Annotated in this window: 20 protein-coding genes, 1 tRNA gene and 2 pseudogenes; 12 read left to right on the top strand and 11 right to left on the bottom strand. The window is 46.1% G+C overall.

Annotated elements, in window-relative coordinates:
- A pseudogene (locus METMK1DRAFT_RS17960) lies at window positions 1-231 on the top strand (IS256 family transposase); the annotation flags it as partial.
- A 186-nt stretch (window positions 232-417) separates the two neighbouring features.
- On the opposite strand, the gene METMK1DRAFT_RS15065 reads toward METMK1DRAFT_RS17960, so the two are convergent.
- The 3 genes from METMK1DRAFT_RS15065 to METMK1DRAFT_RS17955 are packed head-to-tail and all read right to left on the bottom strand — an operon-like array spanning window position 418 to window position 1,296.
- On the bottom strand, window positions 418-1,044 hold the full coding sequence (locus tag METMK1DRAFT_RS15065) for a conjugal transfer protein (protein WP_245544661.1): 627 nt from the start codon (window positions 1,042-1,044) through the stop codon (window positions 418-420).
- Window positions 974-1,153, bottom strand: coding sequence for a hypothetical protein (locus METMK1DRAFT_RS16880; protein ID WP_082230065.1), 180 nt, complete (start codon window positions 1,151-1,153; stop codon window positions 974-976). The genes METMK1DRAFT_RS15065 and METMK1DRAFT_RS16880 overlap by 71 nt, the downstream gene beginning before the upstream one ends.
- A complete protein-coding gene (locus METMK1DRAFT_RS17955) occupies window positions 1,150-1,296 on the bottom strand; it encodes a hypothetical protein (protein WP_216586110.1) in 147 nt (48 codons plus the stop codon). Before METMK1DRAFT_RS17955 ends, METMK1DRAFT_RS16880 begins: the two co-directional genes overlap by 4 nt.
- A 95-nt stretch (window positions 1,297-1,391) precedes the next feature.
- Between METMK1DRAFT_RS17955 and METMK1DRAFT_RS16875 the strand changes: the two are divergent.
- Window positions 1,392-1,724: pseudogene (locus METMK1DRAFT_RS16875) on the top strand (transposase); the annotation flags it as partial.
- 34 nt (window positions 1,725-1,758) lie between these two features.
- Here the strand turns inward: METMK1DRAFT_RS16875 and METMK1DRAFT_RS15055 are convergent.
- Window positions 1,759-1,834 (bottom strand) — tRNA-Gly (locus tag METMK1DRAFT_RS15055).
- A gap of 359 nt (window positions 1,835-2,193) precedes the next feature.
- Here METMK1DRAFT_RS15055 and METMK1DRAFT_RS15050 point away from each other — a divergent pair.
- From METMK1DRAFT_RS15050 to METMK1DRAFT_RS15025, 6 genes are read left to right on the top strand one after another with little or no spacing between them, the layout of a single operon-like run.
- Window positions 2,194-2,721: a 50S ribosomal protein L16 gene (locus METMK1DRAFT_RS15050; protein WP_009075783.1), complete on the top strand. Its 528-nt coding sequence runs from the start codon at window positions 2,194-2,196 to the stop codon at window positions 2,719-2,721.
- Entirely contained in the window at window positions 2,718-3,713 is a 996-nt protein-coding gene (dph2, locus tag METMK1DRAFT_RS15045; RefSeq protein ID WP_009075781.1) for a diphthamide biosynthesis enzyme Dph2, read from the top strand. Before METMK1DRAFT_RS15050 ends, dph2 begins: the two co-directional genes overlap by 4 nt.
- A gap of 2 nt (window positions 3,714-3,715) precedes the next feature.
- Window positions 3,716-4,303 (top strand): exosome complex RNA-binding protein Csl4, encoded by a 588-nt coding sequence (locus METMK1DRAFT_RS15040; protein ID WP_009075778.1) that lies wholly within the window; start codon window positions 3,716-3,718, stop codon window positions 4,301-4,303.
- Window positions 4,275-4,547 (top strand): DNA-directed RNA polymerase subunit L, encoded by a 273-nt coding sequence (locus tag METMK1DRAFT_RS15035; RefSeq protein ID WP_009075776.1) that lies wholly within the window; start codon window positions 4,275-4,277, stop codon window positions 4,545-4,547. The genes METMK1DRAFT_RS15040 and METMK1DRAFT_RS15035 overlap by 29 nt, the downstream gene beginning before the upstream one ends.
- Window positions 4,544-4,807: a hypothetical protein gene (locus METMK1DRAFT_RS15030; RefSeq protein ID WP_009075774.1), complete on the top strand. Its 264-nt coding sequence runs from the start codon at window positions 4,544-4,546 to the stop codon at window positions 4,805-4,807. The genes METMK1DRAFT_RS15035 and METMK1DRAFT_RS15030 overlap by 4 nt, the downstream gene beginning before the upstream one ends.
- Window positions 4,808-4,819: 12 nt before the next feature.
- Window positions 4,820-5,149 (top strand): transcription factor S, encoded by a 330-nt coding sequence (locus tag METMK1DRAFT_RS15025; protein ID WP_048088057.1) that lies wholly within the window; start codon window positions 4,820-4,822, stop codon window positions 5,147-5,149.
- A gap of 17 nt (window positions 5,150-5,166) precedes the next feature.
- Here the strand turns inward: METMK1DRAFT_RS15025 and METMK1DRAFT_RS17950 are convergent, their stop codons facing one another.
- The 4 genes from METMK1DRAFT_RS17950 to METMK1DRAFT_RS18550 all read right to left on the bottom strand — a co-directional run bounded on the left by METMK1DRAFT_RS17950 (window position 5,167) and on the right by METMK1DRAFT_RS18550 (window position 8,838).
- Window positions 5,167-5,457, bottom strand: coding sequence for a hypothetical protein (locus METMK1DRAFT_RS17950; protein WP_048088056.1), 291 nt, complete (start codon window positions 5,455-5,457; stop codon window positions 5,167-5,169).
- Window positions 5,458-7,214: 1,757 nt separating this feature from the next.
- On the bottom strand, window positions 7,215-7,787 hold the full coding sequence (locus tag METMK1DRAFT_RS15005) for a hypothetical protein (RefSeq protein WP_009075764.1): 573 nt from the start codon (window positions 7,785-7,787) through the stop codon (window positions 7,215-7,217).
- 10 nt (window positions 7,788-7,797) lie between these two features.
- Entirely contained in the window at window positions 7,798-8,457 is a 660-nt protein-coding gene (locus METMK1DRAFT_RS15000) for a hypothetical protein (RefSeq protein ID WP_009075762.1), read from the bottom strand.
- A 177-nt stretch (window positions 8,458-8,634) separates the two neighbouring features.
- Window positions 8,635-8,838, bottom strand: coding sequence for a hypothetical protein (locus METMK1DRAFT_RS18550; RefSeq protein WP_048088053.1), 204 nt, complete (start codon window positions 8,836-8,838; stop codon window positions 8,635-8,637).
- A gap of 59 nt (window positions 8,839-8,897) precedes the next feature.
- Between METMK1DRAFT_RS18550 and METMK1DRAFT_RS19605 the strand changes: the two genes are divergently transcribed.
- Window positions 8,898-9,023: a hypothetical protein gene (locus tag METMK1DRAFT_RS19605; protein ID WP_281034123.1), complete on the top strand. Its 126-nt coding sequence runs from the start codon at window positions 8,898-8,900 to the stop codon at window positions 9,021-9,023.
- Window positions 9,024-9,260: 237 nt separating this feature from the next.
- Window positions 9,261-9,605 carry a transposase gene (locus METMK1DRAFT_RS19315; RefSeq protein ID WP_245544660.1) on the top strand — a complete coding sequence of 115 codons (345 nt, stop codon included), beginning with the start codon at window positions 9,261-9,263 and terminating at the stop codon, window positions 9,603-9,605.
- A gap of 280 nt (window positions 9,606-9,885) precedes the next feature.
- Here the strand turns inward: METMK1DRAFT_RS19315 and METMK1DRAFT_RS14980 are convergent, their stop codons facing one another.
- The 3 genes from METMK1DRAFT_RS14980 to METMK1DRAFT_RS14970 all read right to left on the bottom strand — a co-directional run bounded on the left by METMK1DRAFT_RS14980 (window position 9,886) and on the right by METMK1DRAFT_RS14970 (window position 10,932).
- The gene (locus METMK1DRAFT_RS14980) at window positions 9,886-10,302 is read right to left on the bottom strand and encodes a type II toxin-antitoxin system VapC family toxin (protein ID WP_009075758.1); all 417 of its coding nucleotides are present in this window, start codon (window positions 10,300-10,302) and stop codon (window positions 9,886-9,888) included.
- A complete protein-coding gene (locus METMK1DRAFT_RS14975) occupies window positions 10,299-10,544 on the bottom strand; it encodes a hypothetical protein (RefSeq protein WP_009075755.1) in 246 nt (81 codons plus the stop codon). The genes METMK1DRAFT_RS14980 and METMK1DRAFT_RS14975 overlap by 4 nt, the downstream gene beginning before the upstream one ends.
- A gap of 181 nt (window positions 10,545-10,725) precedes the next feature.
- A complete protein-coding gene (locus METMK1DRAFT_RS14970; RefSeq protein ID WP_048088051.1) occupies window positions 10,726-10,932 on the bottom strand; it encodes a hypothetical protein in 207 nt (68 codons plus the stop codon).
- Between METMK1DRAFT_RS14970 and METMK1DRAFT_RS19310 the strand changes: the two genes are divergently transcribed.
- Together METMK1DRAFT_RS19310 and METMK1DRAFT_RS14965 are read left to right on the top strand one after the other, a co-directional pair.
- Window positions 10,931-11,698 (top strand): hypothetical protein, encoded by a 768-nt coding sequence (locus tag METMK1DRAFT_RS19310; RefSeq protein ID WP_009075753.1) that lies wholly within the window; start codon window positions 10,931-10,933, stop codon window positions 11,696-11,698. The genes METMK1DRAFT_RS14970 and METMK1DRAFT_RS19310 overlap by 2 nt on opposite strands.
- A gap of 408 nt (window positions 11,699-12,106) precedes the next feature.
- Window positions 12,107-12,334 (top strand): hypothetical protein, encoded by a 228-nt coding sequence (locus tag METMK1DRAFT_RS14965; protein ID WP_009075750.1) that lies wholly within the window; start codon window positions 12,107-12,109, stop codon window positions 12,332-12,334.
- Window positions 12,335-12,362: the final 28 nt, after the last annotated feature.

Genomic DNA, 12,362 nt, shown 5'->3' with positions numbered 1-12,362 from the left:
TCTCCTCGCCCCCAGGGAGCTCTGGCCCCTCCTCAGGTCCAACAACCTGGCCGAGTCCTTCAACTCCCTCCTGGAGAGTTCGGGAAGTGCCGCTCCCCCTGGAGGATCGCCCGGGCCATAGCCCTCAACTACAACCTCTCGACCTGTTATCTCATTCTTGTAATAATATTACAGGGTTCCTTATTTCTTCGTGAAATGGTCAAATACATTCATAATTCCTCCATTGAATAAGTCCAAATCAACAGAGATATTACAATTCGCAAAGGAGCCCTGAATCGCCCGAGACTTTATGTCTGAATACGGTTTTTCTCCTTTCTGAATACTTTCGTATATAGCTAATGTAGTATCGAAAAAGCTTAAGGAGTTTAAGAGGAAGTTAACAAAAGTCGATTTCCTCTTCTTTTTCATTCTTTTAACCTACCTTAAAACTTTGTCTCTAATTATTGAATATTTAGCGTATTCTGGGTATTTCTTGTAGACGTAGTTCAGAATCTCAGTCCTACTCTTCCTAACCCATTCCCTGAAAAACGTTTCAATAGGTTTGTCTTCTTCCTCAGGCTTCAACTCGCTCTTTAAAACGTAAGCCCTTTTATACCCTATTACTTCCTCGCTTAATGGGTCTCTTACTTCCTCCTCTTCTACATCAATCTCTTCCAATTCGATTAGTTTATCGACGTAATCTTGCAGTCTTGATGAATAAGGGCCGAAGAACCAAGGCTTAAAGTCTAGTCCTAACTGAATCCCCACCTCCTTCTCAAGTAAAAAGAAAATCTTCTGCAGTTTAGTCGCTGTAACCTCTGTATTCTCCTCTTTAGCAATGTGAAGCAGTAATTTGATTAAGCGATAAATTCTGTCCTCGATTAACATGGTAAGTAACCCTAATTTAAAGTACACAGAGTGTATAAAAAATTTAGATACAGCACAGCGGTTGTGGGACTTTCCCTTAAATATCGCCCTGTAATCAAGGCAAAATCTAATAACTGCTGTCCAGTAGTTCTCGGGGCTCACGTCCTCCCGGAGCCTCGCTGTCACGGTGTCGTCCACGATGACAGGTCCCTTCACCAGCCTGACAGGACCTCCACGCATCTCCAAGTCCTCCCAACGCCTCCATCAATTCACGTTCCAACCCGAACGTCTCGGCCCTGTCCCTCACGCCGGCCCTCCGTCAGGACCATGAGGATCAGGCCAGTTGACCTTCCCGCTCCTCCCGTTCCCCCTCACTATGCCCAGGACCTGGTTCAATGCCTTGACCAACCTCTCCTTAGCGTACTCTACCTGTCCCTTTCTGTTCGTCATCTTCATCTTTTCAGCGGGACGACGTCGAAAATTAAAAACTTCTCGCTAATACCGAGCTCTCGGTATTACCTCCCTAAGATTCCCATAACTGCTGTGCTATAATTGAGAAGGCTAGGGAGTTCGGTGTCCCCGTACTCTTAGTTAACCCCTCTCACACTTCCACTGTCTGTCCAGTCCACGGGGCGAAGATCGTTTACCAACCCGATGGGGGCGATGCCCCAAGGGTTGGTGTTTGTGGGAAGGGGAAGGAGAGGTGGCATAGGGACGTGGTTGCACTGTACAACTTAGCGAGGAGGGCTGGAGATGTGAGCCCCGTGCCGTTGGGCTCGAAGGAGTCCCATGACCCACCTACCTTAAGTAGGTGGTTGAGGGCTAAGTCCCTACACTCGATCATGAATGAACATAAAATGATTGAAATGAAAGTGTAGGGACAAACAGCAGTAGGGGGTAACCCCCTACAAGTGCGACCGCCGGGATTTGAACCCGGGACCACTGGCTTGGAAGGCCAGCGTCCTAATCCAGGCTAGACTACGGCCGCGTTATAATCTTATTGAACTACGTTTTTAACTTTATGGGGCCCCTGGTTTAGGACACCTTACGTTATCGTCCTAGATTGCGGTTAACCACGTAACGATTGAGCGTGCGTGAGGAACTATTACGGACAGCAGTCGTCGGAGTTCGCCTAGATAAGGGCTAACACTCAACGGAAAATCCTAATGGAGATAACTCCCCTTCACTCGTTATGAAGATTCCAAGGAACTATTAGTTCGGCACGGTTCCGCCTAGGAGAGGTTCTTGAGGTCTCCTGGGATGGTCTGCTTGAGTTCCAAGGACACCAACAGATCCCGCGTTTATCCGTCCCCAAATGTTAAATACCCCTGATCCCTACAAGAGGTCATGCCACTTAGACCAGGAAGGTGTTACAGGCACTTCTCAGGCCCTCCCTACACTAGAAGGGAGTACATACCAGGAGTACCACAACCCAAGATAACTAAGTTCACCATGGGGGATCAGAAGAAGGACTACGACTTTGAGGTTAGACTAGTGACCAAGCAGGTGGGCCAGATAAGGCACAATGCCCTGGAGGCTGCTAGGGTCATAGCGCTCAAGCAGATGACGGCCATGGTGGGGAACGAGACTGACTTCTTCATGTTCGTCACCAAGTACCCACACCACGTTATCAGGGAGAACAAGATGATGGCCTTCGCCGGTGCGGACAGGCTTCAGGACGGGATGAGGCTCTCCTTTGGAAAGCCCATCGGTACCGCCGCCAGGATAACCAAGCTGGGTGATCTCATAATGGGTATGAGGGTAAAGAAGGATCACCTGGAGTTCGCCAAGAAGGCCCTCAAGGTGGCCTCAAGTAAACTCCCACTGGACACTGAGGTTGTAGTCCTCCCCCTGAAGGAGGAAAAGGCCCAGTGAGTTACTTTTTCGATGAAGAGTACATCTCTTCTGAGATAAGGCGGAGGGGTGCCAAGAAGGTACTTCTCCAGTTTCCCGAGGGGCTAAGGTACTTCTCCACAGAAGTCGTGGAGAGGTTGAGGGAAAGACTTCCTGACGTGGAGTTCATCATCTCCGGAGAGCCCAGTTGGGGAGCCTGTGACCTGGCTGAAGACGAGGCCCAACTCCTGAAGGTCGACCTCCTAGTTCACTTCGGTCACTCCCCCTACACGTGGTACTACCCCAAGTTCCCAACCCTCTTCGTCAGGGCCGAGAGCAAACTGGAGTTGAGCGGAGAAACTCTAGATAAGTTAGCTCACTCTCTGGAGGGGAAGGAGAGGGTCGGTCTGACCTCAACGATACAACACTGGAGGCTAGTGAACAAGGTCAGGGAGTTCCTGTCCTCCAGGGGGTTTCAGGTGGTCGTGGGGAAGCCCTCCTCTCCCTTCATGGGGGAGGGACAGGTCCTGGGGTGCGATTACAGGGCAGCACAAGTGGAAGTGGAAGTTCATGTCAATATATCAGGAGGGCTATTTCACGCCCTGGGTTTAGGGTTAGCCACGGGGAAACCAGTCATAAAGTTGGACCCTTACACCTCCTCGGTGGAGGACATAACGGGAGAAATCTACAGGGTGCTCAAGGTTAGGTATTCCAAGCTCATGCGTGCCTTGGACGCCGAGACCTGGGTCATAATCCAGGGGCTTAAGGTGGGTCAGAATAGACCTCTCATGGTAAAGGCCCTGGAGTCCAGGTTGAAGTCCATGGGCAAGAGGATCTTCGTGGTCACCAGCAAGGTGCTCAACGTGGATTCCCTCAGGAACCTGGACAGGAGCTACGTGGACGCGTTCGTTGTAACTTCCTGCCCAAGGATCCCCACGGACGACCTCTACAGTTACGAGAAACCGGTGTTGACCCCAGGAGAGGCGAAAATGATTATAACCAATAAGCTTGAACCATACATATTTCCGTGGTGAACATGAGGAACCAAGGCGAATTCACCCTCCCAGGGGAGATCCTAGGTGTCATAGAGGAGTTCACTCCAGGGGAGGGGTGCTACGAGCGTGACGGAGAGCTCAGGGCCTCTACGGCTGGGAAGGTCTTCTACGACATGATCAACAGGAGGAGCAACGTTATACCCATGAAGAGGACCCTGATCCTCAGGTTGAAGAAGGCTAAGTACGTTTACGGTGTAGTCTCAGGTGTCAAGGAGGACTACGCCGTGGTGTCAATAGCCAGCATAGAGGAGAGGTTCATCAGTCCCTCCCTGACCGGTTACCTTCACGTATCACAGGTTTCCCAGAGGCACGTGAAGAACCTCAGAGACGCCGTGAGGTTGTCCGACGTAGTGAGGGCACGTCCCATATCCTTCACTCAGCCCCTCCAGTTGACCATGAGGGGAAAAGACCTCGGGGTTGTGGTGGCTTCCTGCTCCATCTGCGGTAACCCCATGGTCAAGGAGGATGAGGAACATTTAAAGTGTCCCAGGTGTGGTAATGTTGAGACCAGAAAGATAGGACCGTACGCGGTGAGAGGAAATGGAAGTCAGGGTAGACAAGAGATCTGAAAACTACCTGGAGCTCAGGCTAGCAGGGGAGGATCACACTCTTGGTAACCTCTTGGCCGGAGCTCTTCGGGAAGTTAAGGGAGTCAGCTACGCCTCCTACTACCAACCTCATCCCTTGAACGATGAGATAGTACTCAAGATAATGACTGACGGGACTATCTCCCCCTTGGAGGCACTGAATAAGGCCCTGGACGCGGTCAGGGCGATGGGGGAGAAGTTCCTGGAGGAGCTCAAGGGCCTGTGAAGTCAGGGTCTAGGGTAGCGATCCTGGTTAAGGTAGGAGAATTAAAGGGGATATGCGTCTTCAGGGCAGGTTACCTGGAACACCTGTTCCTGGGAGGCGAGGGTTTAGTGGAGGAGTTCAAGAGAGGGAAGGTGGTTAAAGAGGTGAACTTCAGTAACTTTGGGACGGGTAATCAGTACGATGGGGAACTCGTGCAGGAGTGTCAAAGGATAGTGGAGTTAATAAAGGAAAAATTAAAAAAGGAGGAGAGGAAGGAGTAGAGGTGTTCTTCCTTGAAGTTCTGTCCTAAGTGTCACTCGATGATGACTCCCAGGAAAGTCAACGGCACGAGTGTGTATAGGTGTCCCAAGTGTGGGTACGAGGAGGAGGCGGTTAAACCTACAGTGATCAAGTCTAAGGTTAAGCACACCGAGAGGGAGAAGACTATAGTGTTGGAGGAGGAGATGCCCGTAGGCTCTCAGACGATGAGAGGTGTGGTATGTCCCTCGTGTAAGAACGATGAGGTATACTTCTGGATGGTTCAGACGAGGGCTGCCGACGAACCTCCTACCCGGTTTTACAGATGTACCAGGTGCGGAAAGACCTGGAGAGAGTACGAATGAGGTTAGGTGGGACGGGTTCAAGTTATCGGAACCTCAGGCCATGAACGTCTGTATCGATGAGAAACGCTATTGGGAGACAGGGTTAGAGAGGTCCCTCCACGTGTCGTCAGGTTCTCCCAACGCCCCATCAGTTCACGTTCCAACCCGAACGTCTCGTCCGCGTTCCTCACGCTGGCCCTCCCACCCACCAGGACCATGAGGATCAGGCCAGTTAACCTTCCTGCTCCTCCCCTTCCCCCTGACCACGCCCAGCCTGTTGATCTCCCTGACCAGCCTCTCCCTAGCGAACTCGATCTGTCCTTCCGCACCTTTTCAGCGGGACGACGTCGAAAAACTTCTCGCTAATACCGACTTTCCTGTATTACCTCCCTAAGGTTCCCATAACTGCTGTAATCTCTTACAAGAATTAGAACTCCGTAATGTATTAGATATGCTAGATTGATATAAAGTAACATCGCTTAAGCACCGAATTTCTCATCGTCTTTAAACTCTCCCGTATCTTCCACTACTCTCTGCAAAATAGCAGATATTGTCTCTTCCACTGTAGCTCCAGGGTGCACTTTTCTCACATATCCCATTATCTCCTCTACATCTGGATCCCTCTTTATTCTGATTAACTGCCTGGTAGTGTTTATCTGAACTACTTCGTAATCATTTGTTAAGCTATAGTTAGCGAATAGCTTCCACTTTTTCCTGTTGCTATTAAAGGACTCTTAATAGCAGGTTCGTATGGTAAAAAGAGCAAAGTCTCGTCTGGAGCTTATATCTCTCTAGGACGTAGTCTGGAACGTAAATGTCTAATAATTGTAAATAAGCGTTCTTTACTTCGTCACTTAACGTAATTGTACTTTGTTAGTTCACGGAGAGGATACAGTTCTTGCATATCATTTCAAATCATTTTGATTTTATTTAATTTATATTACGAAAAATTATGCAGAACGTCAATGTAAGTTGTGCGTCACATGAGTAATACTCAAGTTGATCAGGTTATCTTTATAGCCTGTAACTGCAATTATTTCATAGTATGTATGTTATAGAGATCGATGACCTAGAAGAAATAGAGAAGATAATAAAGGTATTGAAGTATAAAAAAGTGAAAGTGAAACTTACGGTCGAGACTGAGAACAAAATCTGTATGCTGCACTGTTAAGGCATTATAAAGCTAGGGCTTATGTGATACGCTAAAGCTCCAGTTAAATAGAATTACACTACTTATTGAATAATTATTTATTATCTTGCAAGAAATATATTAAAGCATGTAGATCGTCGGAATCGAATACGTTATAAGTGCCATTTATGATTTCCTTATATACACCCTTTAATCTTCTTATAGTATTATGAGATTGAAACTGGTTTAGTATAAAATTCTTTAGATTTAAATAATTTGATTCCAGATTATTAGGATCATCCAGGTATTTTCTAACTTCGCATACAATTGTCTGGATATCCTGAGGAAGCTCTTGTAAATTCGCCCTCAATAATACATTGAATAATTTTCTGATATTCTCTATTATAGATCTCTTTATTAAAGAATCGTAATTCTCATCTGTTAAAGTAGTACCATTTAAATCTGATAAAGATAAGATAGATAAAAACCGAGCTCCAAAACGTGAGTAAATATATATAACCGTAATTATTTAGGAAACAAAAAGAGTTTCTATCCTTGAACATGCAATCCACTACTTTAGATAGCGCAAGCTCTCCTAAGGAATCTTGATTCTTTGAATTTTCATAAATTATGTAAGAGGCTAAAAGCTCTATCAACCCTTCATGAATACCATGAGATGTTCCATTCCAGGACTCGTGTTGAAAACAATGTAAAACTTCATGAATTATTGTCATCGGGCTTTAAGCCTCTGTTGGGGTCAATAATTATGAGATTCTTTCCTCTTTCACAACTGCCTGCCGAATTCCCATCTAACAACTGTATCTTAAAACTGATGCCACGAGGACTAACGTTAAAGTTCTGTGATAAATATCGTTCTGTCATTTCAATTAATCTTCGTATAGTATCTTCGTTAAGGATTCGAAAAAAGCAACATCTATTATTCATTAATCATCACAGTTATCCAAGGATTTTTAACATCTTAGACCTCTCACTAATTACATGCGTTATGCCCTCGTAAAGATCTTCAGATATTACTTCAACAAGTAAAACCAGTTGCGAAGAAAAAATCCCTACTTGTTCTATTGTAATCAATTCCCTTATATTTTTCTGCTCGTGTATAAGCCTTATAGAAGCAGGTATATAATCTTCCCCGTAGCGAAATGTAACTAATTTACTTAGTTTATCTCTATTTGAGTCTATAGTAACTGAGGATGAGACTAAGATTTCCTTAGGTAGATCTATTCCGGACTCTTTAATCTTTTTTACTATTTCATCTACTATTAATCTCTCATTTTCATTGAAATCTAAAAACTGAAGGATTATTGTATTGGCTAGTATATTTATGGTAAAATAATCGTTTTCGTGCTTAATTGTTATGTTTGTAGATTGTTCATCTCTGTCTATATCAAATTTCATTTTTAGGTCTACAAGAGCCGATTGGATTATTTCTTCTAAAGCTGCTTTGAAGCTGGTTCCTAAAGACCCAGGTATAATCCACGGTAAAATTATCACGAAGTTTTGTTGCCTCACTATTTTCACCTTAAGGTACTCGGATTAGCGGAGTGCTTTCGTTAGGCATCTTCTTTCTTGATCTCTGAGTGAATTGAATATTTATGCTCAAAGGAGACTGTATGCTCACCGTAGGCGTTACTAATTGATCTTCAAAAGTTTTAGAATTTATAATTTCGTCCCCATATATGTATCTTGGAATAGTAAGCCAAAACAGTTTAATATTCTTATTATATTCTAAGGAGAACTTATTTGTTGCAATCTCGATAATTTTTCTCCTTTCAACGTCTCTTACGTTCTTTAATAGCTCGGCGTTTTCAGTTAATATCTCTCTAATGAATTCGGCTAAATCATTATTAGTATTAATTTCGTCAGCAGTGACAGAGAGAATATCTACTATAAAATTTATGAAAAGGTTCTTCATACGTCCGTACAAGGTTTTTATAACGATACTTGAGTCTAAACGCTTGAAGGCCTCTTTAATTATCTTCTGCTTGAGTTCATTCCCTATATGAGGTTGATATAAGGCACCTCTACTAATCTCTAGCTCCTTGAATATCTCCCTCTTACTCTTTTTTTCTTCTTTGCTCATAAGATCTATTAGATAATTAATAGTACCTAGGTCGATAAATTCTGCATATTCACTTAAGAGTTCCCCCACTGCGTTTCCTCTGTCAGTTAATTGTGTCATTTTAAAATTCCCTTATGTCTTTATTGTTTAAAGACACATTTATTTTTTTCTACTTATTTTCATGCAGGGACTAAGGAGAAAGCCAAGTTAACTAATGACAGCAGTTATAGGATTTTTCGTTAGGTTTGGCCTTGAAGTTAAGGCAAAATCTAATAACTGCTGTAATGACTCTGTGATTCAAGGTATAAGGAGTACAGCAGTTATGGGAATCTTAGGGAGGTAATAGAGGAAAGTCGGTATTGTGGGAAGTTTTTCGACGTCGTCCTGCTGAAAAGGTGCGGAAGGACTGATCGAGTTCGCTAGGGAGAGGCCGGTCAAGACTGTAAACAGGCTGGGAGTGGTCAGGGGAGGAGCAGGAAGGTTAACTGGCCTGATCCTCATGGTGCTGGTAGATGGGAGGGCCAGCGTGAGGAACGCGGCCGAGACGTTCGGGTTGGAACGTGAACTGCTGGAGGCGTTGGGAGAACTCGACGACGCGTGGAGGTCCTGTCAGGCTGGTGAAGGGTCAGGTCGTCATCATGGACGACACCGTGGACCACAACGCTCAGGGGGACGTGAGCCCCTGAGAACTACCGGACCTACTGCCACGCCACTGGAGGTTCGAGAGGGCCAAGCTCCTCACGGTCGCCATAGTGGACCTCAAGCAGGACGTTCACGGTTTCCCCTACGCCGTGAGGAAGATGTTGATTTAGGATGGTCGCCGAGTTCAAGGCCAAGATCGACGTGGCCAGACGTTGGACGTGCTCAAGGAGCGCTTCCGGTAGCCAGGGTCGTCTTCGACCCCAGAACTGTCCGAGAAGCTCGTGACGGACAACGTGGTGTCAAGGCTCAAGTCCAACCGAGCCCAGGGTCGGCCCGGGGGACCCTCGAGGAGGTGGAGGGACACCTCCGAGTGGAAGATCCCCGGAGTCTACTACGCCGACCTGACCCTGGGAGGCCGAGCGATTACGGTAAAGTTGCTCGTCCGGGAACATAAACGTGACTCCGGGACACACGCCAGGTACCTCTACACAACCGACCTTCAGCGAGGAAGTCGAGGAGGCCTGCCTGGCCGGAGATCGAGGAGCTCCAAGGGACGTCAAGGCCCTGGGACTCCTCGTTCTGGAGGAGGGAGAGGCTTCAGGGTTACCTCACGATCTTCACCGTGACCAACGTCGTCAGGGAGCCGGTGAAGGAGCTTAACCTGAGGAGCGTGGAGGCGTTCCTCATGTTCTCGAGCGCCGTTCAGGTGGACCACCCAGGTTGATGAAAATCTTTAAGTTACGTTAAAGTCCCATAACTGCTGCTTGTATTAGACAGATCTGACTGAAAAGAGGACAGTATTATGAACTGCTCAACTTATAATTTAACATTGTTTGGATTTAAGAGATATTTGAACTATTTAAGCTCTTTAAAGAAATAGTTATGATGTACGATTATTAGAGGAGACTATGGCTGTAAATCAGAAACAAGAATTTTAGTAATTTTTTCTATAAGATCCCTCTTTTTCAATATATCCTTATCGAAAGTGATGAAAGATTTGGCATTAAGTAATAGGGCTGAAGAGATTTGAAGAACGTCTAGTGTCTTCAGTTGCAATTTAGTGGAGAACTCTAATGCTTTTCTGAACAGTTTGTTCATATCTATTTCAACAACCCTAACGTTAGTGGCTCTAATGGCATATTTCGTTGAGGCTTCTGTTAGAATTTCGTCCTTCAACTTTCTCGAGAAGAAGGAATTCAGCTCTAATACTGTAACCTCCGAAGTTATTAGATCGTTAATTTCCCTAATTTTTAATGCCTTGTTATAGTTCACGTCTTGTTCCACAAAAGAAATTATAACGTTAGTATCAACATAAATGTTCATACTCTTTCTTCCCTTAAATCTGAAGTGTCTAAACCCTTATACGGGAAACTATCCTTAAGCCACTTGTTTACTAGTTCCTCAACTTTCTCCTCTTTTTCTATCCACGTCTCTACCTCATTCCTACCGTGCTCTATTAGCAAGTTTACGGCCTCGTTTTTAGTTTTAGCAATGCCTAAACTTATCATTTTTTCTATTAATTCCGCAATTCGCTTGTCAACCTTAATCGTTATTACTACTGACATCGATATATTATATTAGGTATACCAATATAAGATTTCGCCTTAATTGGCTTGCATATTGACAATGTCTAAACCCTAAAGGGTAGGAGCTTTTTAAACTCGTTAAGTGCTGTTCCGATTAGGGAGGATTTTTCCCGGTCTTCCCCAATGGGAGATTATCGGTGACGAGAAGATTTTCGTTTTTTCAGTTCTTCTTCTCTAAGACAGCAGTTATGGGAATCTTAGGGAGGTAATAGAGGAAAGTCGGTATTGTGGGAAGTTTTTCGACGTCGTCCTGCTGAAAAGGTGCGGAAGGACTGATCGAGTTCGCTAGGGAGAGGCCGGTCAGTGAGATCAACAGGCTGGGAGTGGTCAGGGGAGGAGCAGGAAGGTTAACTGGCCTGATCCTCATGGTGCTGGTAGATGGGAGGGCCAGCGTGAGGAACGCGGCCGAGACGTTCGGGTTGGAACGTGAACTGATGGAGGCGTTGGGAGAACTCGACGACGCGTGGAGGTCCTGTCAGGCTGGTGAAGGGTCAGGTCGTCATCATGGACGACACCGTGAACCACAACGCTCAGGGGTACGTGAGCCCCTGAGAACTACTGGATCTACTGCCACGCCACTGGAGGTTCGAGAGGGCCAAGCTCCTCACGGTCGCCATAGTGGACCTCAAGCAGGACGTTCACGGTTTCCCCTACGCCGTGAGGAAGATGTTGATTTAGGATGGTCGCCGAGTTCAAGGCCAAGATCGACGTGGCCAGATGTTGGATGTGCTCAAGGAGCCCTTCCGGTAGCCAGGGTCGTCTTCGACCCCAGAACTGTCCGAGAAGCTCGTGACGGACAACGTGGTGTCAAGGCTCAAGTCCAACCGAGCTCAGGGTCGGTCCAGGGGACCCTCGAGGAGGTGGAGGGACACCTCCGAGTGGAAGATCCCCGGAGTCTACTACGCCGACCTGACCCTGGGAGGCGACCCATTACGGTAAAGTTGCTCGTCCGGGAACATAAACGTGACTCCGGGACACACGCCAGGTACCTCTACACAACCGACCTTCAGCGAGGAAGTCGAGGAGGCCTGCCTGGCCGGAGATCGAGGAGCTCCAAGGGACGTCAAGGCCCTGGGACTCCTCGTTCTGGAGGAGGGAGAGGCTTCAGGGTTACCTCGCGATCTTCACCGTGACCGACGTCGTCAGGGAGCCGGTGAAGGAGCTTAACCTGAGGAGCGTGGAGGCGTTCCTCATGTTCTCGAGCGCCGTTCAGGTGGACCACCCAGGTTGATGAAAATCTTTAAGTTACGTTAAAGTCCCATAACTGCTGTAAAATAGTAATATTGTTTTCATTACTGTGAGAGCAAGCTGCTATAACTAAAAACCTGGGATCAGGGTAGGATTAAAGTTATTAGCTTCAAAGTACAGTAAAGTATAAGGCGGGGTCAGCTCGTAACAGGCTCATCATACGTCAGCCCGTCGTCCCTCATCATCTGACCCCGTCATGTACCATATTGTACTTTTGTATATTTAAATTTTGTGGTACATTGTGGTACAATAAGGTTTTTATATTGAAGTACAATAAAGTATATTGAGGTAAAATGCCCAGACCCGGCTATAAATCGGTATATTTCCCGGATGAAGAGTTATGGAAGAGGATAGTTGATGAGGCTGAGAAAAGGAAAGTAAGCGTTTATGAAGTACTGAAGGACGCTTTTGAGTGTTATATGAAGGAAAAGGAAGGAAATAGAACGAGTTTAGAAGAAATAATCAAGGAAGTGCAAGAATTGAAGAGGAGGGTCGAGGAGTTGGAAAAGAAGGTTAAATAGAATTTTTACTAGGTAAACTGGGAAGTTT

The sequence above is a fragment of the Metallosphaera yellowstonensis MK1 genome (genome assembly GCF_000243315.1).
GTDB lineage: Archaea > Thermoproteota > Thermoprotei_A > Sulfolobales > Sulfolobaceae > Metallosphaera > Metallosphaera yellowstonensis.
Note: the sequence above shows the minus strand (reverse complement) of the source record. Positions and strands in the feature narration are given on the sequence as shown.